Origin of the sequence: Nonomuraea aridisoli, from assembly GCF_003236395.1 — a bacterium.
Taxonomy (GTDB): Bacteria; Actinomycetota; Actinomycetes; order Streptosporangiales; family Streptosporangiaceae; genus Nonomuraea; species Nonomuraea aridisoli.
Genome location: NZ_POUD01000062.1, coordinates 1 through 13,548 on the forward strand (window position 1 = coordinate 1; position 13,548 = coordinate 13,548).

General features: G+C 72.9%; 17 protein-coding genes. 7 read left to right on the forward strand and 10 right to left on the reverse strand.

Features of this window, described 5'->3' with window-relative positions; translation table 11 throughout:
* Positions 1-230: hypothetical protein (locus tag C1J01_RS49875; RefSeq protein WP_220039953.1), on the forward strand; the 230-nt coding region annotated here is incomplete at its 5' end.
* Complete coding sequence (locus tag C1J01_RS16980) at positions 227-2,620, forward strand: VIT domain-containing protein (protein ID WP_111179947.1); 2,394 nt, start codon at positions 227-229, stop codon at positions 2,618-2,620. The genes C1J01_RS49875 and C1J01_RS16980, both read left to right, overlap by 4 nt.
* Positions 2,621-2,651: 31 nt before the next feature.
* Here the strand turns inward: C1J01_RS16980 and C1J01_RS16985 are convergent, their stop codons facing one another.
* A complete protein-coding gene (locus tag C1J01_RS16985) occupies positions 2,652-2,915 on the reverse strand; it encodes a YciI family protein (RefSeq protein ID WP_111179948.1) in 264 nt (87 codons plus the stop codon).
* 74 nt (positions 2,916-2,989) lie between these two features.
* Here C1J01_RS16985 and C1J01_RS16990 point away from each other — a divergent pair, with 74 nt between their 5' ends.
* Positions 2,990-3,649: a Crp/Fnr family transcriptional regulator gene (locus C1J01_RS16990; protein WP_111179949.1), complete on the forward strand. Its 660-nt coding sequence runs from the start codon at positions 2,990-2,992 to the stop codon at positions 3,647-3,649.
* Between the two features lie 44 nt (positions 3,650-3,693).
* Positions 3,694-4,560 (forward strand): homocysteine S-methyltransferase, encoded by an 867-nt coding sequence (gene mmuM / locus C1J01_RS16995; RefSeq protein WP_111179950.1) that lies wholly within the window; start codon positions 3,694-3,696, stop codon positions 4,558-4,560.
* Positions 4,561-4,572: 12 nt separating this feature from the next.
* Here the strand turns inward: mmuM and C1J01_RS17000 are convergent, their stop codons facing one another.
* On the reverse strand, positions 4,573-5,001 hold the full coding sequence (locus C1J01_RS17000; protein WP_111179951.1) for a DoxX family protein: 429 nt from the start codon (positions 4,999-5,001) through the stop codon (positions 4,573-4,575).
* A gap of 84 nt (positions 5,002-5,085) precedes the next feature.
* On the opposite strand from C1J01_RS17000, the gene C1J01_RS17005 reads away from it, so the two are divergent.
* A complete protein-coding gene (locus C1J01_RS17005) occupies positions 5,086-5,544 on the forward strand; it encodes a MarR family winged helix-turn-helix transcriptional regulator (RefSeq protein ID WP_111179952.1) in 459 nt (152 codons plus the stop codon).
* A gap of 4 nt (positions 5,545-5,548) precedes the next feature.
* Here C1J01_RS17005 and C1J01_RS17010 read toward each other — a convergent pair whose 3' ends face one another.
* Positions 5,549-6,256 carry a lysophospholipid acyltransferase family protein gene (locus C1J01_RS17010; RefSeq protein ID WP_111179953.1) on the reverse strand — a complete coding sequence of 236 codons (708 nt, stop codon included), beginning with the start codon at positions 6,254-6,256 and terminating at the stop codon, positions 5,549-5,551.
* A gap of 159 nt (positions 6,257-6,415) precedes the next feature.
* Between C1J01_RS17010 and C1J01_RS17015 the strand changes: the two genes are divergently transcribed.
* On the forward strand, positions 6,416-7,174 hold the full coding sequence (locus C1J01_RS17015; RefSeq protein ID WP_111179954.1) for an alpha/beta hydrolase: 759 nt from the start codon (positions 6,416-6,418) through the stop codon (positions 7,172-7,174).
* Positions 7,175-7,220: 46 nt separating this feature from the next.
* Complete coding sequence (locus C1J01_RS17020; RefSeq protein ID WP_111179955.1) at positions 7,221-7,718, forward strand: hypothetical protein; 498 nt, start codon at positions 7,221-7,223, stop codon at positions 7,716-7,718.
* Positions 7,719-7,750: 32 nt separating this feature from the next.
* Here C1J01_RS17020 and C1J01_RS17025 read toward each other — a convergent pair whose 3' ends face one another.
* The 7 genes from C1J01_RS17025 to C1J01_RS17055 form a co-directional block, all read right to left on the reverse strand.
* A complete protein-coding gene (locus tag C1J01_RS17025; protein WP_235854487.1) occupies positions 7,751-8,860 on the reverse strand; it encodes a hypothetical protein in 1,110 nt (369 codons plus the stop codon).
* A 37-nt stretch (positions 8,861-8,897) separates the two neighbouring features.
* The gene (locus C1J01_RS17030; protein ID WP_111179956.1) at positions 8,898-9,593 is read right to left on the reverse strand and encodes an endonuclease/exonuclease/phosphatase family protein; all 696 of its coding nucleotides are present in this window, start codon (positions 9,591-9,593) and stop codon (positions 8,898-8,900) included.
* A 13-nt stretch (positions 9,594-9,606) separates the two neighbouring features.
* On the reverse strand, positions 9,607-10,539 hold the full coding sequence (locus C1J01_RS17035; protein WP_111179957.1) for an ROK family glucokinase: 933 nt from the start codon (positions 10,537-10,539) through the stop codon (positions 9,607-9,609).
* Between the two features lie 13 nt (positions 10,540-10,552).
* A complete protein-coding gene (locus C1J01_RS17040) occupies positions 10,553-10,957 on the reverse strand; it encodes a DUF5304 family protein (RefSeq protein WP_146615629.1) in 405 nt (134 codons plus the stop codon).
* 42 nt (positions 10,958-10,999) lie between these two features.
* Entirely contained in the window at positions 11,000-12,205 is a 1,206-nt protein-coding gene (locus C1J01_RS17045; RefSeq protein ID WP_111179959.1) for an ArsA family ATPase, read from the reverse strand.
* A complete protein-coding gene (locus C1J01_RS17050; protein WP_111179960.1) occupies positions 12,202-12,645 on the reverse strand; it encodes an SRPBCC family protein in 444 nt (147 codons plus the stop codon). Before C1J01_RS17050 ends, C1J01_RS17045 begins: the two co-directional genes overlap by 4 nt.
* Before the next feature lie 69 nt (positions 12,646-12,714).
* Positions 12,715-13,482: a metallophosphoesterase family protein gene (locus tag C1J01_RS17055; protein ID WP_111179961.1), complete on the reverse strand. Its 768-nt coding sequence runs from the start codon at positions 13,480-13,482 to the stop codon at positions 12,715-12,717.
* Positions 13,483-13,548: the final 66 nt, after the last annotated feature.

A 13,548-nucleotide genomic window follows, 5' to 3' on the forward strand; every position in this document is an offset into this window, starting at 1 on the left:
CGCTTGCCGTCTGCCCGGCCCACCGCCCGACCGGCGCCGGGCAGACGGCAAGCGGGCAGGCGGTCGGCGGGCAGACGGTCGGCGGGCAGACGGTCACCGGGATCAGGCTGGGCGAACGGGTGCGGATCGTGCTGGACGCGGCCAGGGCCCCGTCCGAGGAAGACGTACAGGCGGTGCTGGCGGCGGCCGGGCCGCTGCTCGCGGTGCTCGAAGAGAGGAAACTCCTATGAACATCACTTCGCTGGAGCCCGCACGGTGCCTGCCGGTGCCCGACGCCGGGTTCGGCGCGCTGCGGACGGGCCGCGGCAACCTGCCGCTCGAAAGCGTCGACGTGCACGCCGCCATCTCCGGGCTCGTCGCCGGGGTCGAGGTCACGCAGGACTTCAGGAACCCGTTCGACGTCACGCTGGAGGCCACGTACGTCTTCCCGCTGCCCGACCGGGCGGCCGTGACCGGGTTCCGGATGGAGGCCGACGACCGGGTGGTCGAGGGCGTGCTCAAGGAACGCGGCCAGGCCAGGGAGGACTACGACCGGGCGCTGCGCGAGGGGAAGCGGGCCGCCATCGCCGAGGAGGACCGGCCCGACGTGTTCACGATCCGGGTGGGCAACATCCTCCCGGGCGAGCGCGTCTCGGTACGCCTCACCATGAGCCAGCCGCTCCCGTACGAGGACGGCGCGGCCACGTTCCGCTTCCCGCTGGTCGTGGCCCCGCGCTACATCCCGGGCAGCCCGGTCGACGGCGAGCCGGCCGGCGACGGCACGGCGCCCGACACCGACGCGGTGCCCGACGCCTCCAGGATCAGCCCGCCCGTGCTGCTGCCCGGCTTCCCCGACCCGGTGCGGCTGTCGCTGAGCGCCGACGTGGACGCCGCCGGCCTGGAGCTGCGCGAGCTGGCCTCGAGCCTGCACGTGGTGGAGGAGGACGGCGGCACCGTACGCCTGCGCCCGGGCGAGCGGCTCGACCGTGACTTCATCCTGCGGCTGACGTTCGAGGCCTCCACGTCGTTGCAGCTCGACGGGCGGGGCACGTTCGCGCTGACCGTGCTTCCGCCGCCGTTGCAGGCGCAGCGGACGCCCCGCGACCTGGTGCTGGTGCTCGACCGTTCCGGCAGCATGAGCGGCTGGAAGATGGTCTGCGCCCGCCGGGCCGCCGCGCGCATCGTCGACACGCTGACGCCGCAGGACAGGTTCGCGGTGCTGACCTTCGACTCCGTGGTGGAGCAGGCGTTCGAGGGGCTGGTGGAGGCGTCCGACCGCAACCGTTACCGGGCGGTCGAGCACCTGTCGCGGGTCGACGCCCGCGGCGGCACCGAGCTGCTCGCGCCGCTGCGCCAGGCCGTCACGCTGCTCGGCGCGCAGGGCGAGCGCGAACGCGTCGTGGTGCTGGTGACCGACGGCCAGGTGGGCAACGAGGACCAGATCCTGGAGCAGGCCGGCGGCGCGCTGTCGGCCATGCGGGTGCACACGGTCGGCATCGACCGGGCGGTGAACGCCGGGTTCCTCGGCCGGCTGGCCGGCCTGGGCGCGGGCCGGTGCGAGCTGGTCGAGTCGGAGGACCGCCTGGACGCCGCGATGGACGCCATCCACCGCCGGATCGGCGCTCCCCTGGTCACCGGCCTGTCGCTGAAGGGCCTCGACGTCGAGCCGGAGACGGTCACGCACCTCGGCTCGATCTTCCCGGGCGTCCCGCTGCGGGTGTACGGGCGGTGCCGCGAGGGCTCCTCCGTCACCGTGCGCGGGACGGCGGCCGGCGGGCCCTGGGAGGAGCACGTCGAGGGCGTGCGCGTGGACAACCCGGCCCTGCGCGCCGTCTGGGCCCGCGCCCACCTGCGCGAGCTGGAGGACCGGTACGCGATGGGCGAGCACGACCTGGAGTCCCGGATCGTGAGGACGTCTCTCGAGCACGGCGTGTTGTGCCGCTTCACCGCGTACGTGGCGGTGGACACCCGCGAGGTCGCGGGCGGCGAGCCGGAGCACCACGTGATCCAGCCGGTCGAGCCGCCGAGCGGCTGGGAGATGCCGCAGGCGCCGATGGCGGGCGGGTTCGGCGCGATGCTGGCCGCCGCGCCCGCCGCCGCGCCGCAGGCCGCCTCGCGCATGCGGTTGTCGCGTCCCGGGCTCGGCTCGGCCCGGCCGGAGTTCCTCACCGGCGGCGGTGACCTGTCCGTTCCCGGCTTCGGCGGGCCGGACGCCGGTGTGCGGCCGTTCCCGCCGGGTCAGCCGCCGATCTCCCCGGCGCCCGCGCCGGGTCGCCGGCGGGGCCGCGCCGGGCACCGCCTGGAGTCCGTCAGGCCCCAGCTCGTCGCCGAGCTCGGCCGTCTGCGCGCCCTCCCGGCGCCCGACGTGCTGTATCTCGCCGACCTTGGCACCCGCCTGGCCGCCCTGGCGGCCTACCTCGGCGGGAACGAGGACCTGGAGCGTCTGGCCCACGATCTGGAGGCCGCCGAACGCCCCGGCGCGGACGCCCGGGCCCTCCACGACCACGCCGTCGCCGTCCTGACCAGGCTCGCGGGCGACGACCACCCGCCCGCGCCGGGCGGACCGGGCGGACCGGGCGGTTCGGGCGGACCGGGCGGTTCGGGCGGCGGACCGCGCACGCCGTTCTGGAAGCGCGGCTGACCCGCGCCGTGCCGGGAACGCGTCCGAGCGGCTACAGGATCGGGGTCCACCTCTTCAGGAGCACGATCTCGTAGCCGCTCACCGCCGTGTACGGGTCCTCCCGCAGGATGCCGCGGAGCTCTGCCTCGTCCGCCACTTCGTAAACGTGCAGGGCTCCGGTGTCGTCCGTCCAGGGCCCGGCGGTGATCAGCCGTCCCTCCTCCTTCAGCCGCCGCAGGTGGTCGCGGTGCGCGGGACGGGCGGAAAGCCGCCGGGGATCGCCGTCGAAGGCCAGCTGCAACACGTATCTCGCCATGGCACCGCACGCTAGGACCCGGCGCCCGCCGGGCTCAGCATCGCGGGGCACGCGGGTGGTGTATCACCGGATACATGACGTACGCACTGGCCGACCTGCCGATGTTCGCCGGCCTCGCCGAGGAGCGGATGCGCGCGCTGACGGGCCTGGCGCGGTGGCGGCGCTACCCGGCCGGGCAGATCCTGTGCACCGAGGGCGACCCGGCCGACGAGCTCGTCGTGCTGCTGGACGGGCGGGTGAAGGCGGCCAGGGTGAGCGCCGAGGGCAGGGAGGTGGTGCTCGCCGTGGAGGAGGCGCCGGTGGCGTTCGACAAGACCGCCCTCCTCGTGGACGGCCCGCACCGGGCCACGCGGACGGCCATGACGGCCGTGCGGGTCGCCTGCCTGCCGCGGCCGGCCGTGCTGGAGCTGGTCGGGGCGGAGCCGTCCGTGGCGGCGCGGCTGCTGCGCACGCTGGCCGCCACCGTGCGCGACCTGGACGACCGGCTGCTCGACGCGGCGGTCCGCGACGTGCCCTCGCGGGTGGCCTCCTGGCTGGTACGCCGGGGTGCCGGCGGCCGGGTCGCGCTCCACGGCGGCCAGGCGGGTCTCGGGGCCGAGATCGGCGCGACGAGGGTGAGCGTCAACCGCGCGCTGCGCGGGTTCGAGCGCCGCGGGATCATCGCGATCGGCCCCGGCGAGGTGATCGTGCTGAATCGTCCGGCTCTGACCCGGATCGCCGCCATCCCCCGGTGAGGAGCACGGACGAAAGCGCGCTGGAACGCTCTTACCCTGGATAAGTGACGACACTTGTCCTGGACGGTGGGCTGGCCACCCAGCTCGAACGGCTCGGCGCCGACCTGCGCGACGAGCTGTGGTCGGCGCGGCTGCTGCTGGAGGAGCCCGAGCTGATCAGGCGCGTGCACGCCGCCTACTTCGCGGCGGGCGCCGACGTGGCCACGACCGCGAGCTACCAGGCCACGCTGCCCGGCTTCGCGCGGCGCGGGCTCGACGGCGCGCAGGCCGAGCGGCTGATCGGGTTGTCGGTGGAGCTGGCGGGGCAGGCCCGCGACGAGGCGGGCCGGGGCCTGGTGGCGGCCTCGGTGGGCCCGTACGGCGCGTTCCTGGCCAACGGCGCCGAGTACACCGGCGACTACGACCTCGACGAAGACGGCCTGTACGCCTGGCACCTGCCGCGCTGGGAGATCCTCGTCGCGGCCGAGCCCGACCTGCTGGCCTGCGAGACCATCCCGTCCTACGCCGAGGCGCGGGCGCTGGCCCGGCTGCTGGAGAGCACGCCGGGGGTGAAGGCGTGGGTGAGCTTCTCGTGCCGCGACGGCGAGCACATCAGCGACGGCACGCCCATCCGTGAGGCCGCCGCGCTGTTCGGCGGCAACCCGCGGGTGGTGGCCGTGGGCGCCAACTGCACGGCGCCGGGCCACATGCCCGGGCTGATCGCCGCGCTGTCGGGCGGGCTGCCCGTGGTGGTCTACCCCAACTCGGGCGAGACGTGGGACGCCGGAAACCGGCGCTGGCTGGGCCTGACCGACCCCGTGGAGTTCGGCCAGGCCGCCAAGGAGTGGCAGCAGGCGGGCGCGTCGCTGATCGGCGGTTGCTGCCGTACGACGCCGGAGCACATCAGGCAGATCCGCGCCCACCTGTCCTGATCGGCGCGGGGGTCAGGCGGTCGCGGCTGCGGGGCTGCGGCGGCGCACCAGCACGCGGTCGAGCGCGAGCGCGCCGCCGCCGGAGAAGCCGACGGCGAGGCTGCTCGCGGCCAGCGCCAGCACGAACTCGTAGCCGCCGGCCTCGGCGCCGAAGCCGTGGGGGGCGTGCACGAAGACGATCGCGCCGGCCATCGTGAGGGCGAGCAGCGTGCCGGCGAGCGGCAGCGCCGCGCCCAGGATCAGCGCCAGGCCCCCGATCACCTCCAGCGTGGCCACGGCCGGGGCGGCGAGGGCGGCCAGCGGGATGCCGACGGACTGGAAGAACTCGATCGTGTCCCCGATCCCGGTGGTCGCGAACTTCTGGTAGCCGTGCACCAGGAAGATCACCCCGATGGCGATCCTGGCCAGCAGGAGGACGACGGGACGCGCCTGGTCGACCATGCGGACTCCTCGATGGTTGTTCAGATTTGAACGGCAACTCTAACAAGCAGACGTTCAAATCTGAACGACAAGTAGACTGACCCGATGACGCAGCCCCGATGGCTCGACCAGACCGAGATGGCGGCGTGGCGCGCCTTCCTGACGACCTCCCACCTGCTGGAGCGCCGGATCGAGGAGCAGCTCAAGGCCACCGCCGGCCTCACCCACCCGCAGTACGAGATCCTCGTGCGGCTCGCCGCCGCGCCCGGGCGGCGGCTGCGCATGACGGAGCTGGCCGAGGGCGTCGTGGCGTCGAAGAGCGCGCTGACGTATCAGGTGGGCCGGCTGGAGGAGGCCGGGCTCGTGGAGCGCACGACCTGCCCGGACGACGACCGCGGCGTGCTGGCCGTGCTCACCCCGGCCGGCGCGGAGCTGCTGGAGAAGGTGGCGCCGGGCCACCTGGAGATCGTCCGCGAATATCTGATCGACCGGCTCAGCCGCGAGGAGCTGCGCGCGATGACGTCGGCCATGCGCAAGACCGAGGCGGCCTTACGGTCGGGGTGAGGCGTCAGCTTCCGGTCGCCGCGGCGCGCCGCGCGCGCTCCATCTCCACCTTGGCGCTGGCGGCGTACTTGTCGACGTATTCCTGGCCCGACAGCTCCATCAGCGCGTACATGATCTCGTCGGTCACCGCGCGCAGCACCAGCCGGTCGTCCTCCATGCCGTAGTAGCGGGAGAAGTCGAGCGGCTTGCCGAACCGCACGCCCGGCCGGATGCCGAGCTTGGGCAGCGGACGCCCGGTCGGCATCATCTCGTAGGTGTTGATCATCGCCCACGGGATGACCGGCACCCGCGACTCCAGGGCGAGCCGGGCGACGCCGGTCTTGCCCTTGTAGAGACGCCCGTCGGGCGAACGCGTCCCCTCGGGGTAGATGCCCAGGATGTGACCTTCACGCAGGATGCGCAGACCCGTACGCAGCGCCGCCTCGCTGGCCTTGCCGCCGGAGCGGTCGATGGGCACGGTGCCGACGCCGCTGAAGAACAGGCGGGTGAAGAAACCCTTGATGCCGCGACCGGTGAAATAGTCGGCCTTGCCCAGCGAGATGACCTTGCGCCGGATCTGCAGCGGGCCGAAGAAATGGTCGGCGAACGACAGATGGTTGCCCGCCAGAATCGCTGGGCCTTGTTTGGGCACATTGTCCGCGCCCTCGGTCCACGGCCGGAACACAAGGTGGAGGAACGGGCCCAAGATGGCCTTGACCACCCAGTAGAACACGTGGCACCTCTTCCTCAGCGCAGCGGGGGCGAGCAGTGCCATCTTCCCATCTCGACGGCGATGCTCCTACACCAGCTCTCGCACAAATACCCCGGAACGTGCGACGATCGGGCCGTTCTGGAGGAAATCGCCGGAATGAAACAGCACGGAGGAGCTGTTATGCCGCTCATGCCAGGCGCGGAACCGTACCATCACGAGGCGGGCGAGATCGGTGTGCTGCTCTGTCACGGGTTCACCGGCACGCCCCAGTCTCTGCGGCCGTGGGGCGAGTATCTGGCCGCTCACGGGTTGAGCGTGTCGCTGCCGCGCCAGCCGGGTCACGGCACGAAATGGCAGGAGATGAACCGCACCCGGTGGGAGGACTGGTACGCCGAGCTGGAGAAGGCGTACGAGGACCTGCGGGGACGCTGCGCGGAGGTGTTCGTGGGCGGGCTGTCGCTGGGCGGCTGCCTGGCGCTGCGGCTGGCCGAGGTGCACGGACCGGCCATCAGGGGCCTGATCGTGGTCAACCCGTCGATCGCCAACGACGTGCCGCTGCTGAGGTTCGCCCCGCTGCTGAAGTGGTTCGTGCCGTCGGTGGCCGGCGTCGCCAACGACGTCAAGAAGCCCGGCGTGACGGAGCTGGGCTACAGCCGCACCCCGGTGAAGGCCGCCGCCTCGCTGCCGGGGCTGTGGTCGCTGGTGCAGGCCGACCTGGCGAAGGTGAGACAACCGCTGCTGGTCTTCCACAGCGTCGAGGACCACGTGGTCAAGCCCACGAGCGTCGCGATCATCCGTGAGAAGGTCCCGCAGGCCACGATCGAGGAGCTTACCGATAGCTACCATGTTGCGACGCTGGACAACGATGCCCACAGGATCTTTGCCGGTAGCCTCGACTTCATCCGGACACATGCCTCGGTACCCTTGCAGAGGGACTGATCGCCCCCGGGGGGAAGTCGCGATCGCTGCGGAGAGGCCCATCTAGGTGACGCCCCAGAGTGACGAGGACGAGGTCTGGCGGCAGATCGTCGCGTCCTTCAACGACACAGCCGAGCGCGACTCGGCCGACCAGCCATGGCCGGACAGCGAGAACCTCCCGGCGGAGCCGACCCGCCGGGTCGTCAAGCCCTCGGAGGAACGTCTCGACGACGACCCGCCCGGCGATGTGCGGACCCACGATCCGGACGACGACCCGGACGACGAACCGGACGCGGACGACGCCGACCCCGACGACGAGGGCCACTTCGAGCCCCCGCCGCCGCCTCCGCTGCCCAAGCTCGACCTGCCGACCAAGGTGGCATGGGTGGCGCTGTTCGGCGGCCCGGCCTACCTGCTGGTCGCGGCGCTGGCGGGCTGGCACATGGAGGGCTGGGCGCTGTTCACCGCGGTGGCGGCGTTCATCGGGGGGTTCGTGGCGCTGGTGGTCCGCATGGGCGACGGCCCGCCCAACGACTCGGGCTGGGACGACGGCGCCGTCGTCTAGCCGGTCACGTCTGGCCGGTCACGACTGGCCGGTCACGACTTCGCGGTGGGGGTCTTCGGCGCGAACGACTCGACGACGTCGGTGTAGCGGTCGTCCTCGTCGACCTGGTGCCCGACGGCCCACACCGTGCCCTTGCCCGGCAGGTACGTCACGGCCTGCAGCCGCACGCTGCGCCGGCCGTCCTGGGCGTCGCCGCGGATGGCGGCGCACTCGTCCTTCTCGCAGCGCAGCAGGAACGGCTCGGCCGCCCGCGCCGGGTCGTAGCCGGTGATCCAGTAACGGCCCTTGCCGTCGCCGGTCACGCCGTAGAGCCTCGCCTCGGAGCCGGGCAGCCGCAGCTCGCGCCAGCGCTTGCCGTTCCAGGTGAGCACGAGCGGCGCGATGTCGCCGGGCCCGTGGTAGACGCCGCCGACGGCGATCGCCCGCTTGGCGCTGTCGACCTGCACGTCGCGCAGGTAGCCGCCGCGGATGGAGGGCGCCTCCATCGCCTTCCACGAGCCGCCGGACTGGTGGACGATCAGCGGCTCGGTGCCGGTGTCGCCGACGGCGAAGCCGCCGTCGACCGCGTAGAGAGTGCCCTTCTCCTTGGTCTCCTGCACCGTCCAGGTCGTGCCGTCGCCGGTGAGGACGAGCCCGTTGCGATCGCGGCCGCCGACCGCGACGACGCGGCCGGGCTTGGCGTCGACGCCGCCCAGCCAGTCTCCGGCGCGCAGCCCCTGCGGCCTGACCCGGTCGAATCCGGTCGGGTCGCCGTGGGCGATGTACGGCAGCCCGTCGTGCCCGTCGCCGACCGCCCACACCTGTGACGGCGAGGCGGCGGCCAGCCCGCGCAGGTTTCCGGCGGACGTGTCGTCGCGCAGGCCCACCTCCGCCCATCTGCTGCCGTTCCAGTGGCGGATGGCGCCGCGGGTCTTCCAGACGTCCCAGATCTCCTGCTGGCCGACCGCCCACACGTCGCTCGGGGAGAGCGCGAGCACGTCGGACAGTGAGCCGTCGGCCTGGAGGCGCACGCTGGTCGACTGCTGCCACGCCTCGATCGAGCGTGGGCGGGGATCGGCATGCGCGGCGGGCGTGACCTGCGTCGAGGCCACGAACGTCGCCAAGATCAAGGAGAGCGCACGCCGCTGAGAGCGACGGGTCATGAACAAATGCTACGGGCTGACCGGCCCCTCTTGCCCTTTAGTGCCCAAGTCGCAACTCTGCCACGACCGGGAGATGGTCGCTGGCCGCGGAGAGATCGACGATCTCCGCGTCCACTCCCCCGCACGACACGACCTGCGCCTCCCGGGCGGCGAACACGCCGTCGATCCGCACGGACGGCCGCCGGGCGGAGAAGGTCAGGCCGTCGCCCTTGGGCGCCGCGGCGTGGCAGTCGGCCAGCCGGGTGGCGAGATAGCGCCAGGCCGGCTGGTGCGGCTGCTCGTTGAGGTCGCCGGCGAGCACGATCGCCGCGCCGAACCGGGCGGCCACCCGTTCCATCAGCGACACCGCCTCGGCGGCGTGGTGCACCCTGGCCGGGTCGTTGAGGTCGAGATGGAGCGAGCCGACGGCCAGCCGCGACCCGCCCGCCTGCACCACGGCGACGGCCAGCCCGCGCCGCTCCAGCCCGAGGAAGCCGCGCAGCCGGAGGCTCTCGGCGTGCAGCACGCGGGCCCGCCGCCCGGTCAGCACGGCCACGCCGCCCACCCGGCCCGGCGTCGCCACCGCCAGGCCGGCCGCCGCGGCCAGCGCCGCGCGCCTGGCCCGCCAGCGGCCGAACCGGGGCGCCTCCTGCACGCACAGCACGTCGGCGCGCATGGCGGTGATGACCCTGGTGAGCGCGGGCACGCTGTCGCGCATCCCGTGCAGGTTGTAGGTCGCGACCCTGATCGTCACGTACGGCCGGGCTCTAGCGCCGGCGGGCGAGGTCGGCGGCGCCCACCATGCCGGCGGAGGCGCCCAGCTCGGCCAGCCGGATGTCGGCCAGCGGGCGGTGGCCGCGGCCGGTGAGCCGTTCGGCGAAGGCCGCTCTGGCCCGGTCGAGGAACAGGTCGGCGGCCCTGGAGACGCCGCCGCCGATGATGAAGCAGCCGGGGTCGAGGATGGCCGCCAGGTCGGCCATGCCCTGCCCGAGCCAGTCGGCGAACACCCCGAACGCGGCCAGCGACGCCTCGTCGCCGCGCTGCGCGGCCTCGGTGACCTCCTCGCCCTCGATCTTGCCACCGGCCAGGCCGAGCAGCGTGCGGGCGCGGCCGGGGTCGGCGGCGGCGATCTCCCTGGCCTCCTTGACCAGCGCCTGGCCGCTGGCGTACTGCTCCCAGCAGCCGATGTTGCCGCAGCCGCACGGCCGGCCGCCGGGCTGCACCTGCATGTGGCCCAGCTCGGCGCCCATGCCCCAGCGCCCGCGGTAGAGGGCGCCGTCGAAGACCAGGCCGCCGCCGATGCCGGTGCCGAGCGTCAGGCAGACCACGTGGGACTGCCCCCGGCCCGCGCCGAACCGGGTCTCGCCCCAGGCCATGGCGTTGGCGTCGTTCTCGATCACGACGGGCAGGCCCACGAGGCCGCTGATCTTCTTCTGCAGCGGCTCCTCGCGCCAGGCGAGGTTGGGGGCGAAGCGCACCATCGACCGGGTCTCGTCGACGAACCCGGCCGCGCCCACCCCGACGGCCTCGATGTCCCTGCCGGCGGACAGCTCGCGAACGACGTCGGCCACCGTCTCGGCCACCAGGTCGGGGCGGTCGGCGGCGGTGGGCCTGCGCGTTTGTTCGACGATCTCGCCGTTGTCGTCGACCACGCCGGCGGCCACCTTCGTCCCGCCGATGTCGACACCGATCGTGAGCATGCCCCGTGTCTCCCTATCCCAGATCTATGCGTTCCACGTTGTCGCGGTCGCGGTCGCGGTCGTCGGCCTGCCGGCGGGGGGCGGGCTTGCTCAGCGCGTCGAGCGCGCCGCGGAACGCCGCGAACAACTCGCCGCCCGCGGCCACGAGGTGGCCCGTCACGTCGTTGCCCGACTCGCGCTGCGCGGCGATCGCGCGGCACAGGGGGCAGGCGCGGCAGACGTACTCGTCGTGGGCGTCGGAGACCGCCTCCTCCCACACGTCGCGCTCACGCCGGCCGCCTCCGGAGAAGGAGTCGGTGAACGAGTTGAACACGCTCCTGCCGACCTGGCGGGTGGCCCGCCCCTGAATCGATTCGAACAGTTTGCGTGCCTCGTCGGCGACGGTGCCGATGGGGTCTTTGTCGTTGCTCTCGGTCATGTGGCCCTCCATGCGTCCGGGGTCGCTCATCTCTTCAACTCATCAGGTTGCGGATTCGCTCCCCGAATTGGACGGTAGTCCAGACGGGGACCCCGTGGGCGGGTCCGACGGCGCCCACCGCACGCGGAGCACGCCGTCGCGGAGCGCCGCCCCGCTGATCTTCCTGCGGGCCAGCGCCGCGGGCAGCGCCAGGATCCTGCGGTACGGGCCGGCGGTGACGATCAGCTCGTCACCCTTGCGGGCCAGGTCGACGTCGTCGCGGTCGGCGCCCGGCAGGGCCAGCTCCAGCTCGTCGGCGCTGAGGCGCAGCGGCGGCTCGACCTCGTGGGGCGCGAACGGGTCGGACGCGCCGTACATCTCGGCGCCCACCTGGGCCAGGGCGTCCACGCCGACCGGCTCGGCGGGCAGGTACGGCACCACGTGAACGGGCAGCGGCGCGAACGACTCCTCCGCCTCGGCCAGCAGCCTGGCCTGCGCCGCCACCCAGCCGGCCCGCCAGCCGTCGGCGCCCTCCGCCGGGAAGACCCGGTTGGCGACGACGGCGTCGACGCGGTAGCCGTACAGGCTGAGGGAGGTCAGGGTGCGCCGGGCCTCGGCGAGCACCACGGACTCGGGGGTGAGCACGAGCCGCACGGAGGCGTGGTCGCCGGTGAGCAGCTCGCGCACCTCCATCAGGCCGCGGTGGAACCGCTCGCCGGCGTTCATGACGTCCTGGCCGGGCGCGCTGACGTGGGCCACGCTGCGCATGAACGGCGACACCAGCCGGACGAGCCTGCGGCCGACCGGCAGCAGCCGGTTGACGTGCCAGTCGAGCGCCTCGGGCAGGGCCAGCAGCCGCAGCGTCTCGGCGGTGGGCGCGCAGTCGACCACGATGACGTCCCAGCGGTCCTCGCGGGCCCGCTCGCGCAGCTCCAGCAGCGCGATGACCTCCTCGGCGCCGGGCAGCACCGTGATCTCCTCGGAGGTGATCTCGTCGAGGCCCAGCTCGACCAGGGCGTTCCTTGCGTAGTCCTGCAGCTCGCCCCAGTGGCGCTCCAGCGACTTCTGGGTGTCGACCTGGTGCAGGTGGAGGCCCGGCGCGATCTCGCCCGGCTCGACGGCGAGCGCGTCGGCCAGCGAGTGGGCGGTGTCGGTCGACACGATCAGTGTCTTGAGCCCGCGGCGCGCGGCGAGCGTGGCCGTCGCGGCGGCGGCCGTGGTCTTGCCCACGCCGCCCTTGCCGGTGAAGAGCAGGACGCGCGGGCTCAACTGGCGCGGCCCTCGGCGCGCTTCTTCAGGCCCTTGAGCGCGGTGTCCACGATCACCTTCTCCGCCTTGCGCTTGATCAGGCCGATCATGGGGACACTGAGATCGACCGCCAGCTCGTACGTCACCTCGGTGCTCCTGCCCGCATCGGCGAGCCGGTAACTCCCCCGCAGATCGGAGACCATCGTGCCGGGCTCGACCACCTTCCAGCCGACGCCGTCGTCGCCGTCCCAGGTGTAGCCGAGGGTGTAGGTGTCGCTGATCGGGCCGGCGTCCAGCTTGAACCGCACCGTCAGCGCCCGGCCGTCGGGGCCGGTGTCGAGCACCTCGGCGCTCTTGACCTGCCCGGCCCATTCGGGGTAGCTCGGAAAGTCCGCGATGACCGCCATGACCTCGGCGCGGCCGGCTCCGATGGTGATGCTCGAAGTGGTGCGATCAGGCATGCGACCACCGTAGTGCACAAAGCGCGGCTTGCGGTGGACCGGCCGACGCGGCACCGCGAAGCGGTCAGGTCACCACTCCAGCACGTACGGCACGCCCTTCCCCCGGAAGTGCCCCACGTTCACGCATTCGGTACGGCCGATGCGGGTGCGGGGTCGCAGGGGGTTGTGCACGTGGCCGAACAGGGCGTAGCGCGGCTGGGTGCGCCGGATGGCCTCCAGGGTGGCCTCGCTGCCGCGTTCGAAGCGCCGGGCCACCACGTCGTAGAGCAGTTCGGGCACCGCGGGCGGGATGTGGCAGCACAGCACGTCGACCTCGCCGACGGCCTCGACCTTGGCGGCGTACTCCTCGTCGTCGATCTCGTTGGGGGTGCGGTAGCGGGTCTTCAGCCCGCCGCCCACGAACCCGAACCGCAGCCCGCCGATCTCGGTCACCTGCCCGTCGAGCACCTGGTGACCGGGCCGGAGGTAGTCGGCCCACAGACGGGGCAGGTCGACGTTGCCGTACGTCAGGTAGGCCGGGACGGGCATGGCGGCGAAGAGGGTCGCGTACTGGGCGCGGACGTTGCGTTCGATGTGCTCGCGGGGGTCGCCGTCGAGCGTGGCCCACAACCGCGCCGACATGGCCCTGGCCTCGTCGAAGCGTTTGGCCGTGCGCAGGGCGATGAACTCGGTGGCGTTGTCGGCCCCGAACAGGTCGGCGAAGATGCCCTGGGCGTGGTCGTCGTAGTCGACGAAGAGGATCAGGTCGCCGAGGCAGATCAGGGCGTCGGCGCCGTCACCGGCCCTGGCCAGCGCGTCTGCTCTGCCGTGGACGTCGCTGACGACATGGACCCTCATGAGGGAAATCCTACGAGTGTCGGCTGCTAGCGTGTTGAACGCCGTTCATAACGCCTCTATGACAAA

Bases quoted from the DNA above. Each gene is read 5' to 3' on its own strand.
- C1J01_RS16985 (WP_111179948.1), bottom strand. From the start codon at position 2,915: ATGGCGAGATACGTGTTGCAGCTGGCCTTCGACGGCGATCCCCGGCGG.
- C1J01_RS17040 (WP_146615629.1), bottom strand. From the start codon at position 10,957: ATGACCGAGAGCAACGACAAAGACCCCATCGGCACCGTCGCCGACGAG.
- C1J01_RS17015 (WP_111179954.1), top strand. From the start codon at position 6,416: ATGCCGCTCATGCCAGGCGCGGAACCGTACCATCACGAGGCGGGCGAG.
- C1J01_RS17035 (WP_111179957.1), bottom strand. From the start codon at position 10,539: ATGCTCACGATCGGTGTCGACATCGGCGGGACGAAGGTGGCCGCCGGC.
- C1J01_RS17025 (WP_235854487.1), bottom strand. From the start codon at position 8,860: ATGACCCGTCGCTCTCAGCGGCGTGCGCTCTCCTTGATCTTGGCGACG.
- C1J01_RS16990 (WP_111179949.1), top strand. From the start codon at position 2,990: ATGACGTACGCACTGGCCGACCTGCCGATGTTCGCCGGCCTCGCCGAG.
- C1J01_RS17050 (WP_111179960.1), bottom strand. From the start codon at position 12,645: ATGCCTGATCGCACCACTTCGAGCATCACCATCGGAGCCGGCCGCGCC.
- C1J01_RS16980 (WP_111179947.1), top strand. From the start codon at position 227: ATGAACATCACTTCGCTGGAGCCCGCACGGTGCCTGCCGGTGCCCGAC.
- C1J01_RS17000 (WP_111179951.1), bottom strand. From the start codon at position 5,001: ATGGTCGACCAGGCGCGTCCCGTCGTCCTCCTGCTGGCCAGGATCGCC.
- C1J01_RS17055 (WP_111179961.1), bottom strand. From the start codon at position 13,482: ATGAGGGTCCATGTCGTCAGCGACGTCCACGGCAGAGCAGACGCGCTG.
- C1J01_RS17005 (WP_111179952.1), top strand. From the start codon at position 5,086: ATGACGCAGCCCCGATGGCTCGACCAGACCGAGATGGCGGCGTGGCGC.